This is a genomic window from Spinactinospora alkalitolerans, from assembly GCF_013408795.1.
GTDB classification, from domain to species: domain Bacteria; phylum Actinomycetota; class Actinomycetes; order Streptosporangiales; family Streptosporangiaceae; genus Spinactinospora; species Spinactinospora alkalitolerans.
Genome location: NZ_JACCCC010000001.1, coordinates 5,027,286 through 5,043,580, shown reverse-complemented (window position 1 = coordinate 5,043,580; position 16,295 = coordinate 5,027,286). Strand labels below are relative to the sequence as shown.

The 16,295-nt window shown below is 71.4% G+C and carries 18 protein-coding genes; 12 read left to right on the top strand and 6 right to left on the bottom strand.

The genetic code is table 11. The features are described from left to right. Nucleotides 1-28 precede the first annotated feature (28 nt). On the top strand, nt 29-1,000 hold the full coding sequence (locus HDA32_RS22445; protein WP_179645085.1) for a zinc metalloprotease: 972 nt from the start codon (nt 29-31) through the stop codon (nt 998-1,000). A 105-nt stretch (nt 1,001-1,105) separates the two neighbouring features. Here the strand turns inward: HDA32_RS22445 and HDA32_RS22440 are convergent, their stop codons facing one another. Together HDA32_RS22440 and HDA32_RS22435 are read right to left on the bottom strand one after the other, a co-directional pair. Further along, nucleotides 1,106-1,558: an ATP-binding protein gene (locus tag HDA32_RS22440; protein ID WP_179645084.1), complete on the bottom strand. Its 453-nt coding sequence runs from the start codon at nt 1,556-1,558 to the stop codon at nt 1,106-1,108. 2 nt (nt 1,559-1,560) lie between these two features. After that, the gene (locus HDA32_RS22435; protein WP_179645083.1) at nt 1,561-1,899 is read right to left on the bottom strand and encodes a hypothetical protein; all 339 of its coding nucleotides are present in this window, start codon (nt 1,897-1,899) and stop codon (nt 1,561-1,563) included. 205 nt (nt 1,900-2,104) lie between these two features. Between HDA32_RS22435 and HDA32_RS22430 the strand changes: the two genes are divergently transcribed. The 5 genes from HDA32_RS22430 to HDA32_RS22410 all read left to right on the top strand — a co-directional run bounded on the left by HDA32_RS22430 (nt 2,105) and on the right by HDA32_RS22410 (nt 8,135). Then, entirely contained in the window at nt 2,105-2,953 is an 849-nt protein-coding gene (locus HDA32_RS22430; RefSeq protein WP_179645082.1) for a helix-turn-helix domain-containing protein, read from the top strand. Beyond that, nucleotides 2,950-3,195, top strand: a complete 246-nt coding sequence (locus HDA32_RS22425; protein WP_179645081.1) for a DUF397 domain-containing protein — start codon at nt 2,950-2,952, stop codon at nt 3,193-3,195. The genes HDA32_RS22430 and HDA32_RS22425 overlap by 4 nt, the downstream gene beginning before the upstream one ends. Nucleotides 3,196-3,467: 272 nt before the next feature. Then, nucleotides 3,468-5,849 (top strand): serine/threonine-protein kinase, encoded by a 2,382-nt coding sequence (locus HDA32_RS22420; protein ID WP_312863285.1) that lies wholly within the window; start codon nt 3,468-3,470, stop codon nt 5,847-5,849. Nucleotides 5,850-6,033: 184 nt separating this feature from the next. Beyond that, nucleotides 6,034-7,053 carry a hypothetical protein gene (locus HDA32_RS22415; protein WP_179645079.1) on the top strand — a complete coding sequence of 340 codons (1,020 nt, stop codon included), beginning with the start codon at nt 6,034-6,036 and terminating at the stop codon, nt 7,051-7,053. Between the two features lie 71 nt (nt 7,054-7,124). Continuing rightward, the gene (locus HDA32_RS22410; RefSeq protein ID WP_179645078.1) at nt 7,125-8,135 is read left to right on the top strand and encodes a tryptophan--tRNA ligase; all 1,011 of its coding nucleotides are present in this window, start codon (nt 7,125-7,127) and stop codon (nt 8,133-8,135) included. Nucleotides 8,136-8,507: 372 nt separating this feature from the next. Here HDA32_RS22410 and HDA32_RS30955 read toward each other — a convergent pair whose 3' ends face one another. Further along, on the bottom strand, nt 8,508-8,693 hold the full coding sequence (locus HDA32_RS30955; RefSeq protein WP_246335364.1) for a hypothetical protein: 186 nt from the start codon (nt 8,691-8,693) through the stop codon (nt 8,508-8,510). Between HDA32_RS30955 and HDA32_RS22405 the strand changes: the two genes are divergently transcribed. Further along, nucleotides 8,640-9,536 (top strand): AMP-binding protein, encoded by an 897-nt coding sequence (locus HDA32_RS22405; RefSeq protein WP_312863436.1) that lies wholly within the window; start codon nt 8,640-8,642, stop codon nt 9,534-9,536. The genes HDA32_RS30955 and HDA32_RS22405 overlap by 54 nt on opposite strands. 180 nt (nt 9,537-9,716) lie before the next feature. Here the strand turns inward: HDA32_RS22405 and HDA32_RS22400 are convergent, their stop codons facing one another. The 3 genes from HDA32_RS22400 to HDA32_RS22390 form a co-directional block, all read right to left on the bottom strand. Further along, complete coding sequence (locus tag HDA32_RS22400; RefSeq protein WP_312863284.1) at nt 9,717-10,997, bottom strand: PucR family transcriptional regulator; 1,281 nt, start codon at nt 10,995-10,997, stop codon at nt 9,717-9,719. A gap of 239 nt (nt 10,998-11,236) precedes the next feature. Beyond that, nucleotides 11,237-11,809 carry an isochorismatase family protein gene (locus tag HDA32_RS22395; RefSeq protein ID WP_179645076.1) on the bottom strand — a complete coding sequence of 191 codons (573 nt, stop codon included), beginning with the start codon at nt 11,807-11,809 and terminating at the stop codon, nt 11,237-11,239. A gap of 18 nt (nt 11,810-11,827) precedes the next feature. Next, a complete protein-coding gene (locus HDA32_RS22390; protein WP_179645075.1) occupies nt 11,828-13,144 on the bottom strand; it encodes a nicotinate phosphoribosyltransferase in 1,317 nt (438 codons plus the stop codon). A gap of 207 nt (nt 13,145-13,351) precedes the next feature. On the opposite strand from HDA32_RS22390, the gene clpS reads away from it, so the two are divergent. The 5 genes from clpS (at nt 13,352) to HDA32_RS22365 (ending at nt 16,119) form a co-directional block, all read left to right on the top strand. Then, nucleotides 13,352-13,642 (top strand): ATP-dependent Clp protease adapter ClpS, encoded by a 291-nt coding sequence (gene clpS / locus HDA32_RS22385; protein ID WP_179645074.1) that lies wholly within the window; start codon nt 13,352-13,354, stop codon nt 13,640-13,642. Between the two features lie 25 nt (nt 13,643-13,667). Then, nucleotides 13,668-14,228, top strand: a complete 561-nt coding sequence (locus HDA32_RS22380) for a DUF2017 domain-containing protein (RefSeq protein ID WP_179645073.1) — start codon at nt 13,668-13,670, stop codon at nt 14,226-14,228. A gap of 99 nt (nt 14,229-14,327) precedes the next feature. Continuing rightward, nucleotides 14,328-14,741, top strand: a complete 414-nt coding sequence (locus HDA32_RS22375; RefSeq protein WP_179645072.1) for a M67 family metallopeptidase — start codon at nt 14,328-14,330, stop codon at nt 14,739-14,741. 146 nt (nt 14,742-14,887) lie between these two features. Continuing rightward, a complete protein-coding gene (locus tag HDA32_RS22370; RefSeq protein WP_179645071.1) occupies nt 14,888-15,166 on the top strand; it encodes a MoaD/ThiS family protein in 279 nt (92 codons plus the stop codon). A 5-nt stretch (nt 15,167-15,171) separates the two neighbouring features. Continuing rightward, a complete protein-coding gene (locus HDA32_RS22365) occupies nt 15,172-16,119 on the top strand; it encodes a PLP-dependent cysteine synthase family protein (RefSeq protein WP_179645070.1) in 948 nt (315 codons plus the stop codon). Nucleotides 16,120-16,295 lie beyond the last annotated feature (176 nt).

Here is a 16,295-nt window from a genome sequence, read left to right as displayed (position 1 = left end):
GGTTACCGGATGACTACATGCTGTTGCTATGTATATCGGGGAAAGCGGGCGAAGCCGTCGAAACATCGGCACTTGGGGCGGTCTGCTGGTCGGCGCGGCGGCGCTGGCCGGAGCGGTCGCGACCACCGCGGCGCAGGCTCCACCGGTGCAGTCGGAACGCGCATCCGGGGCCTTCCCGGCTGACCGATTGTGCGAACCCGGGACGAGCGCGGCCCGGCTGGCCGACCCCGAAGCCCACGATCCCAGCGCGCTCACCTCGCAGGAGGCCGCCGAGCTCGACCGGCAGTTGAACGCGGCCCCCATCGCGCAGCGGACGCCCGATTCCGGGCAGCCCGAGACGATCCCGGTCGTGTTCCACGTGGTCTCCGCCGAGGACGGCACCGGCGACATCGACAACGCCACGATCGGCGAGCAGATCGCCGTGATGAACCGCGGGTTCGGCGGTGACTACGGCGGCGTCGACACCGGGTTCCGGTTCGAACTGGCCAAGGTCACCCGCACGGCCAACGACGCGTGGTTCGGCGACTTCGGCGCCAACGAGCAGGCCATCAAGCGCGAGCTGCGCCAGGGCGACGCCGGTGTCCTCAACCTCTACTCCATCGACATGGGGCAGGGACTGCTCGGCCGGTCGACGTTCCCGCAGGACTACGAGTCCAATTCGCGCAGCGACGGCGTCGTCATCGACTACCGCACGGTGCCCGGGGGCGGCCGGGACAAGTTCGACCTCGGCCACACCGGCACGCATGAGACCGGGCACTGGCTGGGCCTGTTCCACACCTTCCAGAACGGCTGCGAGGAGCCGGGCGACTACGTCGACGACACCCCCTACGAGCGGGAGCAGTCGTCGGGCTGCCCCGAGGGCCGCGACACCTGCACCGAACGCCCGGGCGAGGACCCCATCCACAACTTCATGAACTACAGCGACGACAAGTGCCTCTTCGAGTTCACCGAGGGCCAGGCCGAACGCATGGCCAAGAGCTGGGCCGCCTTCCGCACGTGAGACGTGGACGCCCCGTCGGCCCGGTTCAGTTCCGCGGCTCCGGCCCCGCCTCCTCCGGAGGCGGGGCCGGGCTCGTTGCGTGGCCGTGGGCGTCGATGGGTCCGCTCACGCGGCGGCGGTTCTTCGGGGGAGGGCCGGGACGTCGAAGGTCAGGCACAGGCAGCCGTGGGCGCGGCCGGGCAGGTAGGTCCAGTAGCGCGTCAGTTCGTGGATGAGGTGGAGGCCGCGGCCGTGCTCGGCGTCGAGGTCGCACGCCCTGGGATCGACGGCCGGGCGGTCGGTGCCGTTGACGGGCCCCTGGTCGAGGACGTCGACGTAGAGCGGGCCGCAGGTGAGGGCGTAGGCGCGGACGGTGACCCGGCCGCCGGGGCGGCCGCTGAGGGTGTGCTTGACGGCGTTGGTGAAGGCCTCGGAGAGGCAGAGTTCGGCGTCGTCGACCTGGCGCGGGTAGACCTCCGCGATTCCCCATCGCAGGAAGCGGCGGGAGCGGCGCAGGCCCTGGCAGGTGCCGGGGAAGGAGCGCTCGGTGTTGACGGCGAAGGCGGAGTGCCCGGTCATCGTCAGGCCACCGCCTTCAGGTGCGCACGCCGGGCGGGCCGAAACGGGGGACGCGGCATCCGGCGGGGCGCGGTGAGGTGCCGGGCGGAGAGGCGGGGGTCCGCGGCGTCGCTCTGCCCGCCGGGCCAGACGAACGCCCAGCCGCGAGGAGTCTCGGCCGCCACGACGATCACGGTCCCGGAGTGGGCTCGCACGTAGAGCAGGGGACCCCCGTCGTGCGCGAGGGAGAGAAGGGCGCGACCACCCCGAAGGTTCACCTCCTCGGAAAGGGCGGCCAGGAGCCGCCGCTTGACCTCGCAGGGAGTGGGCGGGCGACCGCCGAGGGTGATGTCGGTGGGCATGAGGACTCCTATGTGGTTGGGCGCCAACAGGGATTTTCGGGTTATCGCCGCATGACGCAAGGTGAACCCGTAGCGTCAGATTAGAAGAAGTCATGTAATTTGTGAAGCGCTTCAAGAATATTGAAGCGCCTGTTTCTGTCCGGAGGGGTGGCCAAGGGCGCCTTGGGAGCCAACTAAGGTCTCAGTGCAAGGAGGAGATGCACGAATGTCTCGGAAGCTGGGATCGACGGTCCGCGCCCGGCGCCTGCGCAGGGAGCTGAAGCAACTGCGCAACGCGACCGGCCTGAGCACGGACCAAGCCGGTGAGCGCGCCGGGATGTCCGGTCCGACCATCAGTCGGATCGAGAGCGGCAAGCGCGGTGTCAGCGTGGACGAGACCGAGCGCCTGCTCGATCTCTACGACGTGCCCTTGACCCGCCAACGGGAACTCCTGGACCTGGCCGAACGCGCCAACGAACTCGGCTGGTGGCAGGCGTACGCAGGGCAGATCACCGACGCGACACAGACCGAGATCGCGTTGGAAGAAGAGGCTACGAGGATCACCAACTTCGAAGTGGTGCTTGTCCCAGGCCTCTTGCAGACGGCTGAGTATGCCCGAGACATCATTCGGACCAGTAACTTCAGTGATCAGCCGCGCGATGTCGAGGCCAAGGTGGCGGCTCGTATGGCTAGGCAATCTGTGCTGACGCGTCCCAGTGCTCCTGAGTTGCAGGTGATCCTTGACGAAGCTGCGCTACATCGCTTCCGTGAAGCTCAGATCATGGCGCGTCAACTACGCCAGCTTGTTGATGCAGCCTCTCGTCCGAACATCACTGTTCGGCTTATCCCTTTCTCAGCTGGTCAACATGCCAGTGCTGAGGGCTCTTTCGTTCTTCACGAGTTCGGTGAGGACCCTGCCATCGTCCTTCTGGAAGGGAAGACAGCTGATCTCTTCCTCGAAGAGCCTCACGAAGTTGCCGCTTATCAAGATGCGGCAAAAAGGCTGCTCCAGGTAGCGTTAGATCCATCAGAATCGGTCGAGCTTATCGACCGCGTGAGCAAGGAGCTACAGTGAGCCCGCACGCACCGTGGCGGAAATCGAGCTACAGCGCTGGTAACGCCAACTGCGTCGAGTGCGCCAGCGTCGCCTGGACGAAGTCCAGCCACAGCCACGGGAACGCCGACTGCGTCGAGTGCGCCCCGCTTCCCACCTTCATCGCCCTGCGGGACTCGCAGAACCCCTCCCATGGGCATCTCTCCCTTCCGGCCGCCGAGTGGTCGGCGTTCCTCACCGCCGTCAAGGAGCAGCGCCTCTAGAAGCGCTCGGTGGCCGCTTCAGGTCAGTTGTGTGGTGATCTTGCGCTTTCGAGGCTCTCTAGTCTGGTGAGGAGCCTCACGAAAAGCCGTATACGCCGCACAACTGGAGAAGCATGTCCCCCGCCGAAGGTCCTCCCGGTCCTCCTGGTTCCTCAGGTCCTTCCGTTCCTCCAGGCCCTCCGGATCCCCCGGGCGGTCCCGGAACGCCCGCGCTGCCGCCGGAACTCTCCCCTCTCCGCGCGGGCGATCCCGCGCGCATCGGACCGTTCCAGGTGGTCGGGCGCCTGGGGGAGGGCGGCATGGGCGCGGTCTACGGCGCGCTCGACGGCGGCGGCCGGTGCGTGGCGGTCAAGGTCGTCCACACGCGCTACGCGGCCCGGACCGACTACCGGGAGCGGTTCGCCCAGGAGGTCGACCTCGTCCGGCGCATCGACGCCGAGTGCGCGCCCGCCTTCCTCGGCGCCGACCCGCACGCCGCCACGCCATGGCTGGCCACCGAGTTCGTCCCCGGCCGCACCCTGCGCGCCCACGTGCGCGAGTTCGGTCCGCTGACCGGCGACGAGCTGTCGGCGTTCGCCGCCGGTACCGCCGAGGCCCTCGCCGCGATCCACGCCGCCGGCGTGCTGCACCGCGACATCAAGCCGGGCAACGTCATGCTCTCCCCGGAGGGCCCCCGGGTGCTCGACTTCGGGATCGCCCGCGCCGCCGACGACCGCACGGCGGAGCCGGGCGTCTTCGGCACGCCCGGCTGGCTGGCGCCCGAGCAGGTGGCCGGTGTCGCCGCCTCCGCGGCCTCCGACATGTTCGCCTGGGGCGGCCTCGTCGTCTTCGCCGCCACCGGCAGCGGCCCCTACGGCACCGGTGACACCGAAACGCTGCTCGCCCGCATGCGTGCGGCTGAAACCAGCACCGACGGGGTCCCCGACGACCTGCGCGAGCTGGTCGAGCGCGCGCTGTCGGCCGACCCGGCCGCGCGTCCCGGCGCCGAGGAGGCGTTCACCGCCGTCCTCGCGCTGAGCGGGCAGGGCGTCCGGAACGGGGAACACGCCGCCGGTGCGCCGCGCGAGCACCTGCGCTCACTCCTGCACTCCGCCTGGCGCGGCTTCAGCGCCGCCGGGCACCGCCCCGAGAGCTGGCTCGCCGCAGGGGGAGCGGCCATGGTCGCCACGGGCATGGCCGCCCAGGCGGGCGTGGGCATGGGCGCGGCCACCCTGAGCGCCGCGGGTGCGGCCGGTACCGGGTCGGCGGCCGGAGGTGCCGCGACCGGAGGCGTCGCCGCCGGAAGCGTCGCGGGCGGCGCCGCGACGACGGCGGCGGGCGCGGGCACGATCGCGGGGGTGAGCAAGGCCACCGCTCTGATCGCCGCCGGGGCGACGGCGACCACCGTCGTGAGCGGCGGCTGGGTCGCCGGGCGGGTCGCCACCGACCAGCCCGTCATCCCCGGCCTGGCAGCGGAGGCGAGTCCGGCGTCCAGCGAGCCGCCCGGCCAGGAGATCGAGTTCCGGGGGATGACGCTGCGGATCCCCGAGGACTGGGAGGCGCAGACGTTCGAGGGCGAGTTCTTCCCGCTGTCCTCGCCCCCGGACGGCGACGAGATCCGCGAAGAGTGGCTGCTGCTGCTCCCCGAAGGCCAGGAGGCGTGTGAGGGCTTCGACTGGCACTGGGCCTCCAACCCCGACGGCTGCCGTCACCTGAAGGTGCTCGGTCCCGGCGGGATCGAGTTCGGCGGGGCCGGATACGGCCCGATCAGCGAAGCGGACGGCGCGGCGCTCTTCGCGCCCTACACCGACCCGCCGCTGTGCCCGACCACCCTGGAGATCTACAGGCAGGACGACCCGTCCTTCTCCCAGGGGCCCAAGGTCAGCGAGCTGCGGCCCGCCGGTGACCGCGAGGCCCTCTACCGCGAGGTCCCGGCCGGCTGCTACGACCGCGATGCCGGGACCAGCCCCGATGGCGTGCAGATCTGGGGCTACCACGACCAGCGCTCCTGGCTGCTGCCGGAGTCGGAGATCCTGATCGTCGACAACTGGGACATCGAGGAGTTCGACGACATCCTCGCCGCCGCCGAGTTCGGCGAGCGGTCCGAGCGGGCCACCCGGAGCGTGGAGTTCCGCAACATGACCCTGGAGCTTCCGGGGGAGTGGGAGGTGGAGCGCCGGGAGGCGGAGTTCAGCGAAATGGAGGTCGGCACGGTCCAGGGCGAGTGGCTGCTGATCCGGACCGACCCCGACGTCGAATGCCGGGAACCGGAATGGTGGGGCGGTCATTACGAGTGTCCGAACATCAGGGTGTTCGGGTCCGGCGGCGTCCGGACCGGGTACGCGCTCGGCCCCGTGGACGGGACCAATCCGTTCTACCCGGCCGCCGAGCCCTACAACTGCGATCCCGCCTACGACACCACGGCCCCCGAGCCCACAAGCCCCCTCGAACCCGAGGAGGACGGACTCGCCGACATCGGCGAGCGGCGCGCCCGTTACCAGGTGTGGTACGTGAGCTGCACCGATGCCTCGGGCGACAGGGTCGGTGTCGACGGCCCCACGGTCTACTACGAGCAGCGCCTCTGGCTGCTGCCGGAGTCGGAGATCCTCGTCGTGGACAACCACCGCACCGGGGGCCTCGGCGAGATCCTCGCCGACTCCGAACTCCCCGCCTGACATCTGTGGGACGCGGTGGTCGTCAGGCGCGGCGCGTTCGTGGCATCGCGAAAGCACCGAGTACCGAGTACGCAGAGGCGACTGAGTCATCCGGCTCTGGAGCGGGTCTCCCGTGGTCGGTAACGTCGACCCGGCCGCCGTCACACCGGCGGTCGATGCGCACACGGACACGGAAAGGCTTGCGATGCCCTTCAACGACCGCGCCGGGCCGGGCGGGGGGACGGCCGAGAAGGAGCGCGCCGGGAGTCCCGCACTCCGGGGCAGGACCGGCGACACCGTCTTCGCCGTCGTCGTCGGCCTGCTGTGGGGTCCCGTCGTCCTCTTCCTCTGGCTGGTGGCGATGCTCGCCACGAATCTGGTGCTCGGGGGCGAGCACGGCATCATGGGCGACGGGCAGGACCCGCCCACCATCGGGCTGGCCCTCGTGCTGCTGGCGCTGACCGCGGCGCTGGTGGCGAGAGGGATGCGCGCCGCCGGTGTCGCCCGCGCGGCCGCGGTGGTGTCGATCGGCCTGGCCGTCTCGCTCGCCGACCTGACCGCCCTCCTCCTGCTGGACCCGTCCGACCCCGTCGTGCCCTGGGCCCTCTGCCTCCTCTTCGCCCCGCTGCTGCTGGCCGCGGGGGTCCGCCGCGCCGCGCGGGGCGGTTCGCTGCGCCCGCTCGTCGCCATCGGTGTCGTCGCGCTGGTCGCGCACGTCTGCGCGGCCTGGGCCTGGGACGTCTGGCGGGAGCACACCGGTGCCCTGGCGGAGTTCGACGCCGTGCCGGTGATCGGCGTGCTGGACGGCGACGCGTGGGAGCCGGTGTACACGACCGTCCACGGGCTGGGGGACTTCGAGGTCTACTACGAGCACAGCGAGCCCGGAAGCCAGGACATCTCGGTGGTGACCTACCGGGACGACGGCGAAGGCGTCGAGGACGCCTGCCGCGAGCCCCACACCTACTGCGAGAGGCGCGGGGACGCCGTGCTGCTGGAGAAGGACTGGGACCGGGAGCCCGCCCCCTCGGCCTCCGGGGAGGACACCGACCCGTGGACCCGGGTGGAGGAGCCCACGAACGCCCTCGTCCAGTACGACGAGGCCCATGTGCGGATCTCGGCGCCGCGCGGCACCTTCTCCGGCGAAGAGCTGGCCGACCTCGCGGAGCGGGTCCGGCCCGCGACGCAGGCGGAGCGGACGGAGTTCAGGGAGCGGGTGCCCGAGTGAGCGCCCGCCCGAGCGGCGGGGGAGGCCCGAGCGGCGGGAGGTCCGGCCCTCCCGCCCGATAGGCTTGGCGCATGGCAGCGACCAAGACCTACCTCACCGGGATCCAGACCTCGGGCGAGCCGCACATCGGCAACTACATCGGAGCGATCAAGCCGGCGCTGGCCGCCGCGAGCTCCTACGACACGCTGTACTTCCTCGCCGACTACCACTCGCTCAACACCGTCAAGGACCCCCAGAGGCTCCGCGCCAACATCCGGTCGGTCGCCGCCACCTGGCTCGCCTGCGGGCTCGACCCCGAGCGGACCATCCTGTACCGCCAGTCGAGCGTCCCCGAGGTGTTCGAGCTCACCACGATCCTCACCACGGTCACCGGCAAGGGCCTGATGAACCGCGCCCACGCCTACAAGGCCGCGCGGGACCGCAACGAGGCGGCGGGCGTCACCGACCTCGACGCCGGCGTGAACATGGGGCTGTTCAACTACCCCATCCTCATGGCCGCCGACATCCTCATCATGGAGACCGACTTCGTCCCGGTCGGCCGTGACCAGACCCAGCACATCGAGTACGCCGCCGACATCGCCGGCTCCTTCAACCACGTCTACGGCGACCGCTACAGCTTCCCGATCCCGCAGGGCGTCTACCCCGAGGGCGAGGCGAGCATCCTGCCGGGCGTCGACGGCCGCAAGATGAGCAAGTCCTACGACAACCACATCCCGCTCTTCCTGCCCGAGAACAAGCTGAAGAAGCTGGTCCGCCGCATCCCCACCGACTCCACGCCGGTGGAGGACCCCAAGGACCCCGACACCTCGGTGGTCTTCCAGCTGCTCACCCAGTTCGCCGACGCCGACCGGGTCGCCGACACCCGCAAGCGCCTGGAGGCCGGCGGCATGGGGTGGGGCGAGCTGAAGAACGAGCTGTTCGAGGCCATCAACACCGAGGTGGCCGCCAAGCGCGAGCGCTACGACGAGCTCATGGCCTCGGAGACCGAGCTCGACGACATCCTCGCCGCCGGTGCCGCCCGCGCCCGCGAACGCGCCCGCCACGTCATCTCCCGAGTCCGCGCCGCCATCGGCATCGACTGACTGATGTCCGACGGTCGCGTTCGCACGGGAGGTGGGCTGTCGCAGTGCGCGCAGCGCCGGCGGCACAGCGGGTCCGAGTCCTGAAAATCCCACTTCGCCCCACGGACGCATCAGCCAGAGTTCGATGGGAGCCGGAGGCGGGGTCCCCGGGACTGTCACCGGAGTGACAAAAGCGGGGCGGGACTTCGGCCTCGGGTGTGCAGCGCCGGGGGCGCGCCGTCAGTACCTTCACCGGAGACCAGATCGGTGTCCGGGAGGGACCATGCCGCCGACCCGCTACGGCCACGTGCCGGCCCCGGCATCCTTCGACGCCGCGGAGCCGCTCGCCACCCGGCTCGCGCACTGGGGGAGCGCCGTGGGCGACGCCCCCGCCTACGCCTTCACCGACCACTCCGCCGACCCCGCGGGCGTCACGCGGACGCTCACCTGGGCGCAGACCGCGCGCCGGGTGCGCGTCCTGGCCACCGGGATCGAGGAGGCGACCGAGGCGGGGGGCGGGTCGCGATCCTGGCGCCGCAGGGGCTGGACTACGTCGTCGCCGTCCTGGCCGTCCTGCACACCCGCGCCGTCGCGGTGCCGCTGTTCCCGCCCGGCCCGCCCGATCTGTCCAACCCGCCCGGCCGCGGCGAGCGCCTGCGCTGGGCGCTGCGCGACTGCCGGCCCTCCCTCGTGCTCACCACCGCGTCGGCGCACGCGGGCGTGCGGGAGCTGATCGGCTCCGACGGGGCCTGCGGCGTGCGGGAGGTCATCGCCGTCGACGAGTTCGCCCCCGATACCGGTACCGCCTCCGGCGCCGCCCCTCGGCACCGGCGTGCGCGCCGACCTCCCCGACGTTCCGGCGCCGGCCGTACGGTCCGCCGGTTCGCCGAGGCGTTCGAGCCGTGCGGCCTGGACCCCGCGGCCCAGATCCCCGCCTACGGGCCGGCCGAGGCGACGGCCTACGTCAGCATGGACGGTGCGCGCCGCCCGCCGCGCGTGCGCGAGGTCGACCGCGACGCCCTGGCGATGGGTGTGGCCGTCGAGCTCCCGGGGTCCGAGGAGCCGGCGGTCGAGCTGGTCTCCTGCGGCAGGCCGGTCGGGCAGCGGGTGGCCGTCGTGGACCCCCGGCACGGGGTCGAGGTGCCCGAAGGGGCCGTCGGGGAGATCTGGGTGCAGGGGCCCAACGTCGCCGACGCCTACTGGGGCGACACCGAGCGCAGCGTCGAGGTCTTCGGCGCGACCATGTTCGGCGCGCCGCGCGCGGATCCGGCCGGTGACGCCCCGTGGCTGCGCACCGGGGACCTCGGTGTCGTCATCGGCGGCGAGCTGTGCGTGACGGGCCGGGTGAGGGACTCCGGCACCGGCGGGGCCGCCCGCCGCGGGGCCCGGTCGGAGCGGAGCGCCGCCGCGGCGTGGGCCTGATCGGGTCTTGACCGCTGCGTTCGCGGGATGAGGTGGGGGTTTTCAGGGACCGGGTCCGCTGTGCCGCCGGCGCTGCGCGCACTGCGACAGCTCACCCCCTGTGCGTATCCGATCGCCGAGCATCAGTGAGGCCGCCCGCCGTGCGAGTTCCTCCAACCCCCGCCCCGCGGTCCTTTCCGCTCACCGTTCGCCGCGGCGGCGGGGGAGCGCGATCACGCTCGCCGCGTCCCCGCCCTCGCGCTCGCGGCGCCGCCCGGCCCGGGATTTCAGGCCGCGCATCCGTAGCACCATCTCCAGTTCGAAGCGCTGGTCGGGGTCGCGCAGCCGGTCGCCGAAGAGCTCCTCCAGCCGGCGCAGGCGGTAGCGGACCGTCTGGGGGTGGACGTGCAGCCGCGCCGCCACCTCGTTGGCGTTGTAGCCGGTCTGCAGCCAGGACAGCAGGGTCTCGGCCATCCGGTCGCGTTGGGCCGGGCGCAGCTCCTCCAAGGGGGCCAGCCGGGCCTCGGCCATGGCGTGCAGCAGCGCCTCGTCGGCGAACAGCATCAGGGTCGTCAGGTGCTCGGTCCACCGGATGATCCCGGAACCGGGGATGAGGCCGCTGCGCACCAGCGCGAGCGTGTCCTGGGCGCGTTTCAGGGAGGCCGCGGCGTCGGCCACCTCCATCGCGGGTCCCACCGCGGCGTCCCAGCCCTGCAGCGCCCGGCCCAGCGACTGCAGCCGCCCGGGGCCGTCGGGGTCGGGCAGCAGCAGGCACGGGTCCAGCCGGTTGAAGTCCACGAGCACGTCGGGCGGCAGCGTCGGGGTGCTCACCGGCTCCCGGTCGCGGTAGTGCAGGGTGACCGCGGCGATCGAGGCGGGGACCCGCCACCGCGCGGCCCGCGCCAGGTCGGCGATGGCCTCGGGGGCCGCGGGCTCCTCGGCGAGCAGCAGGTTGATCAGCCGTCCCCTGCGCCGCTGGAGCTCGCCCGCGGCCTTGGCCCTGGCCTGGCTGTAGCCCTCCACCGCGGCCCCGGCGATCTCTTCGAGGAACAGGAAGGCCGCCTCGGCGAGCAGCGAGATGTAGTGCCGGGGGATGGCGGTCGACTCCGACATCTCCGCGATGCGCCGCCACGAGATCACCGCTCCGCTGCGCATCGCCGTCTGCAGGCTGTCCAGGTTGCGTCCCTCGTGCGCCTCTCCGGCCCCGATGGCCCGGAACTTCTGGTGCAGCTCCTCGGCGCGGGGGTCCGGGTCGCCCATCCGCTCCATGAACGCCTGCAGCGCGTGCTCGACGGCGGCCCGGGTGACCCGCAGGTAGTTGGCGTCGCGGGGGCGCGCGTACTCGGCGATGCGGGACTGGATGTCGGCGACGATCTCGTCGGTCGTCGAGTCCAGGGCGGGGCGGAGCCGGTCGGCGATCTCCGCGGGAATGGTCGCCAGCGGATTCTCCCGCAGACCGGTGACCGTGGGTCTCTGGTGCACTACTACCTCCGGCCGGGCCGGAAAAAGGGGATGCTCCTTTTACATTAGTCACATTCCTGTAATGAGCCAGTGATCACTGGCAATGAAAAGAAACCGGCGCTTTGTCACGCAGGTGACAAAGCGCCGGTTTGTCCAGGACCGTTGGCCCCTGGTTTCTGTTACTCCCGGCGACAAATGCGTTCCGGGGCGCTGCGGCCGGCGTTGCGCCGGTGGTGCGGCCGGTGGCCGGGCCCGGCGGGTCAGGCCACGACCGGCTGGCCCTCCAGGGCGACGCCGGCCCCGCGCAGCTCCTCCAGCGCCGTGTGCACGCTCTCCTGGGCGACGCCGGCGGTCAGGTTGAGCAGCACCCGGGTGTCGAACCCGGCCCGGACCGCGTCCAGGGCGGTGGCGCGCACGCAGTGGTCGGTGGCGATGCCCACCACGTCGACCGAGGTCACGCCGTGCTCGCGCAGCCAGGCCGACAGCGTCGCGCCGTCCTCGGTCGCCCCCTCGAACCCGCTGTAGGCGGCGGTGTGGGCGCCCTTGCTGAACACCGCATCCACCCGGTCGGTCTCGAAGCGCGGGTGGAAGTCCGCGCCGGAGGTGCCCACCACGCAGTGCGGGGGCCAGGAGTCGACGAAGTCGGGGGAGTCGGAGAAGTGCGCGCCGGGGTCGACGTGGTAGTCGCGGGTGGCCACCACGTGCACGTAGTCGCCGTGCCGCGCGTCGATGAACGCCGAGACCGCCGAGGCGACATCGGTGCCCCCGGACACGGCGAGGCTGCCGCCCTCACAGAAGTCGTTCTGTACGTCGACGACGATCAGTGCCAACATGTCAGGTCCCTTCGCGCGTCAGGCGTTGACGCGCTGTTCGAAAGACGTGGGGATCGCCGGTTCGCCGCGCGACATCCGCTGCGCGGCCATCGGCAGTTCCTTGACGGCCCGGGCGTGCCGCTCGCGCGCCTCGCTCAGCGGCTCGCGGCCGACGATCTCGCCCCCGGCGACCAGTCGCCGCAGCAGCGGCCGGTCCAGCGGGCCGAGCTCGGGTTCGTGGTCGTAGACCAGCTCGGTCGACGCGGTTCCGTCGTCGTCGAAGCGCCGCACCCCCCATTTGCGGCCGCCCCGGCTGGGCTTGCCCACCGAGCGCTTGGCGACCGGCGCCAGCGGCTCGGCCGGGTCGTCGCCGTGCGCGCGGGCCACCAGCTTGTAGACCAGCGACGCCGTCGGCGTTCCCGAGCCGGTGACCAGCGCGGTGCCCACCCCGTAGCCGTCCACGGGCGCGATGGCCAGCGCCTGGATCGCGTACTCGTCGAGGTCGCCGGTGACGACGATGCGGGTGTCGGCGGCCCCCTGTTCGTCCAGCAGCCGCCGCACCCGCTCGGCCAGCGGGCCGAGGTCGCCGGAGTCGATGCGCACCCCGCCCAGCTCGGTGCCTGCCAGCTCGATGCCGCAGTTGACGGCGCGCACCACGTCGTAGGTGTCGACGAGGAGCGTGGTGCCGTTGCCCAGCGCCTCCAGTTGGGCGGAGAAGGCGTGCCGCTCGCTGTCGTGCAGCAGGGTGAAGGAGTGCGCGCTGGTGCCCGCCGTCGGCACGCCGTAGCGCCGCCCCGCCTCCAGGTTGGAGGTGGTGGCGAATCCGGCGAGGTGGGCCGCGCGGGCCGCCGCGACCGCGGCCATCTCGTGGGTGCGGCGCGACCCCATCTCGATCAGCGGCCGCTCGCCCGCGGCCGTGACCATCCGCGAGGCCGCCGAGGCGATCGCGCAGTCGTGGTTGTAGACGGACAGCGCCAGCGTCTCCAGGATGACGGCCTCGGCGAACGTGCCCTCGACGACCAGGATCGGGGAGCCGGGGAAGTAGCAGTCGCCCTCGGCGTAGCCCCAGATGTCCCCGGAGAACCGGTAGTCCGCGAGCCACTTCAGGGTAAGGTCGTCGACGATCCCGGCCCGGGACAGGTAGTCCAGCGCCTCGGGGTCGAAGCGGAACCGCTCCAGGGCCTCGAGGAAGCGCCCGGTGCCGGCGACCACGCCGTAGCGGCGGGTCTCGGGCAGCCGGCGCGCGAACATCTCGAACACCGTCCGCCGGTGCGCCGCACCGCTGTGCAGCGCACCCTGCACCATGGTCAGCTCGTACTGGTCGGTCAGCAGCGCACTGCTCCAGCCATCGGTCATGAGCACCAAGCCTAGTTTGTGTCTCATGGGAGCAAAATCGGGTGGTGCAGCGGTGCGCGAATCGCACCGGGAACGGATGGGACAATACGAGTTGGAAGCAAGCCCGGGGAGGTGCCGCGCGCGTCCGCACACCCCGCGCCCGCGCCCGGCCCCGGCGGCCAGGACCGCCACGACCGGCAACGGTCGGACGACGAAGGAGATGGACCCATGACGACGGCGCCGGTCGAGCTGGAGCGGCCGGAGACCGAGGAGGACGTTCGGCCCGATCTCCCCTGGGTGACGATCGTCTGGAACGACCCCGTCAACCTGATGTCGTACGTGACCTACGTCTTCCAGACCGTCTTCGGCTACTCCAAGCGCAAGGCCCACAAGCTCATGCTCGACGTGCACTACAAGGGGCGGGCCGTGGTCTCCAGCGGCACCCGGGAGGAGATGGAGCGCGACGTCTCCATCCTGCACGAGTACGGGCTGTGGGCGACGCTCCAGCAGGACAAGTAGCCCCGCGGACCCAGCGAGAGACTCCATGACCAACGGATTCCGCCCCGCGCCCCGAGGGGGCGTCACCATCGACCTCGACCTCGACGAGGCCGCCGTCCTGCGCTCCATGGCCGGCCTGATCCTGCAGTTGGTGGAGCCGCCCGAACCGAAGGACGGGCTCGCCGAACTCGTCGGCATCGGCGGCAGCGACACCAAGCCGGAGGACCCGGTGCTGGCCAGGCTCTTCCCCGACGCCTACTCCGACGACACCGAGTCGGCCGGGGACTTCCGCCGCTACACCGAGGACGAGCTGCGCCGGCACAAGCGCGACAACGCCCAGGCGATGCTGGTCGCCCTGCCCGAGGCCGGCGGCAGCGTCACGCTCGACCTCGCCGACGCGCACGCCTGGCTCAAGGCGCTCAACGACGTCCGCCTCGCCCTGGGCACCCGCCTGGAGATCGAGGAGGAGACCTACGACGCCTACCTGCGCGGCGAGGGTCAGGTGGACGACGCCGACGCCGCGGCCCTGCACATCTACGACTGGCTCGGCGGCCTCCAGGAGACGCTGCTGCAGGCGCTGATCGGCGGCGGGACCGATCCGGGGTGAGCAGCGGCGGGGGAGGATCCGGGCCGGACCGCGGAGATCCCTCGCATTAGTCATACCCAGTGAGTGGGTAGGAATAGTTTCTCGGCTACGCTGAGAGCCATGCTGAGGATTGATCGCTCGATCTACGACCAGATCGTCGCCCATGCCCGCCGCGACCACCCCGACGAGGCGTGCGGCGTGGTCGCCGGCCCCGAGGGATCCGACCGGCCCGTGCGGTTCGTCGAGATGATCAACGCCGAGCGCTCGCCGACGTTCTACCGGTTCGACTCCATCGAACAGCTCAAGGTCTGGCGCGAGATGGACGACCGCGACGAGGAGCCGGTGGTCATCTACCACTCCCACACCGCGACCGAGGCCTATCCCTCGCGCACCGACATCTCCTACGCCTCCGAGCCCGGCGCCCACTACGTGCTGGTCTCCACCCGCGAGCCCGACACCGTGGAGTTCCGCTCCTACCGCATCGTGGACTCGGAGGTCACGGAGGAGCCGGTGGAGATCATCGGCGCCGCCTGAACCGGCGGGGAGCCGCCGGGCGCGGAATCAGCGTGCGGCTGCGCCTGTTGAAACCCAAGCGACGGGCCGTCGTCAGTGCCGCCGCGCCCACGCGACGGCGACCACGACCCACACGACCCACACAGACTTCTTACGGAGAGACACCCATGGCCATCGAGGTCCGCATTCCCACGATCCTGCGCAACCTCACCGACGGCGCCAAGGCCGTCGAAGGCAGCGGCAGCACCCTCGGCGAGCTCGTCACCGACCTCGACAAGCGCCACCCCGGCATCGCCGAGCGCCTCGTCGACAACGGCCAGCTGCGCCGGTTCATCAACGTCTACCTCAACGACGAGGACGTGCGCTTCCTCGGCGGCATCGACGCGCCCGTCTCCGACGGCGACAGCGTCACCGTCCTGCCGGCCGTCGCCGGCGGCATGCGCTAGCCGCCATGCGTTTCGACTCTCTCCTGGACTCCCTGGGGCGGACGCCGCTCGTGGGCCTGCCCGCCCTGTCGCCGTCGCCGGAGGTGCGGCTGTGGGCGAAGCTGGAGGACCGCAACCCGACCGGCTCGATCAAGGACCGCGCGGCGTTCTTCATGATCGAGCAGGCCGAGAAGGACGGCCGGCTCACCCCCGGCTGCACCATCCTCGAACCCACGTCGGGCAACACCGGCATCTCGCTGGCCATGGTCGCCAAGCTGCGCGGCTACCGCATGGTGTGCGTGATGCCGGAGAACACCTCGGCCGAGCGCAAGCAGCTCCTGGAGATGTGGGGCGCCGAGATCCACTTCTCCCCGGCCGAGGGCGGGTCCAACGAGGCCGTGCGGGTGGCCAAGGCGATGGCCGGTGAGCATCCCGACTGGGTCATGCTCTACCAGTACGGCAACCCGGCCAACGCCCGGGCCCACTACGAGACGACCGGGCCGGAGCTGCTGGCCGACCTGCCCGGCATCACCCACTTCGTGGCGGGGCTGGGCACGACCGGCACCCTGATGGGCGTCGGCCGCTACCTGCGCGAGCACAGGCCCGAGGTGCAGATCGTGGCGGCCGAACCGCGCTACGGCGAGCTGGTCTACGGTCTGCGCAACCTGGACGAGGGCTTCGTCCCGGAGCTCTACGACGAGAGCGTGCTGACCACGCGCTTCTCCGTCCCCTCCGACGCGGCCCTCAAGCGCACCCGCGAGCTGCTCAACAAGGAGGGAATCTTCGCCGGCATCTCCACCGGCGGCGCGCTGCACGCCGCGCTGGGGATGGCGGCCAAGGCGGTCAAGGCCGGCGAATCCGCCGACATCGCCTTCGTCATCGCCGACGCCGGATGGAAGTACCTGTCCACCGGCGCCTACGAGGGCACCCTCGAAGAGGCGGAGGAACGCCTCGACGGCCAGCTCTGGGCCTAGCCGCCCGACGCACGACCCGAGGGGCCGCACCGATCTCGTTCGGTGCGGCCCCTCGCCTGTTACCTCCCGGGCCGGCGCGGCTCCGCGCGGCGGTCGCCGCCGACCAGTTGACCTCAACCAAGGTTGAGGTATGAGACTGCTTCGCGTAGATCCGAAGAAACGCGGAGCAAGGAGAG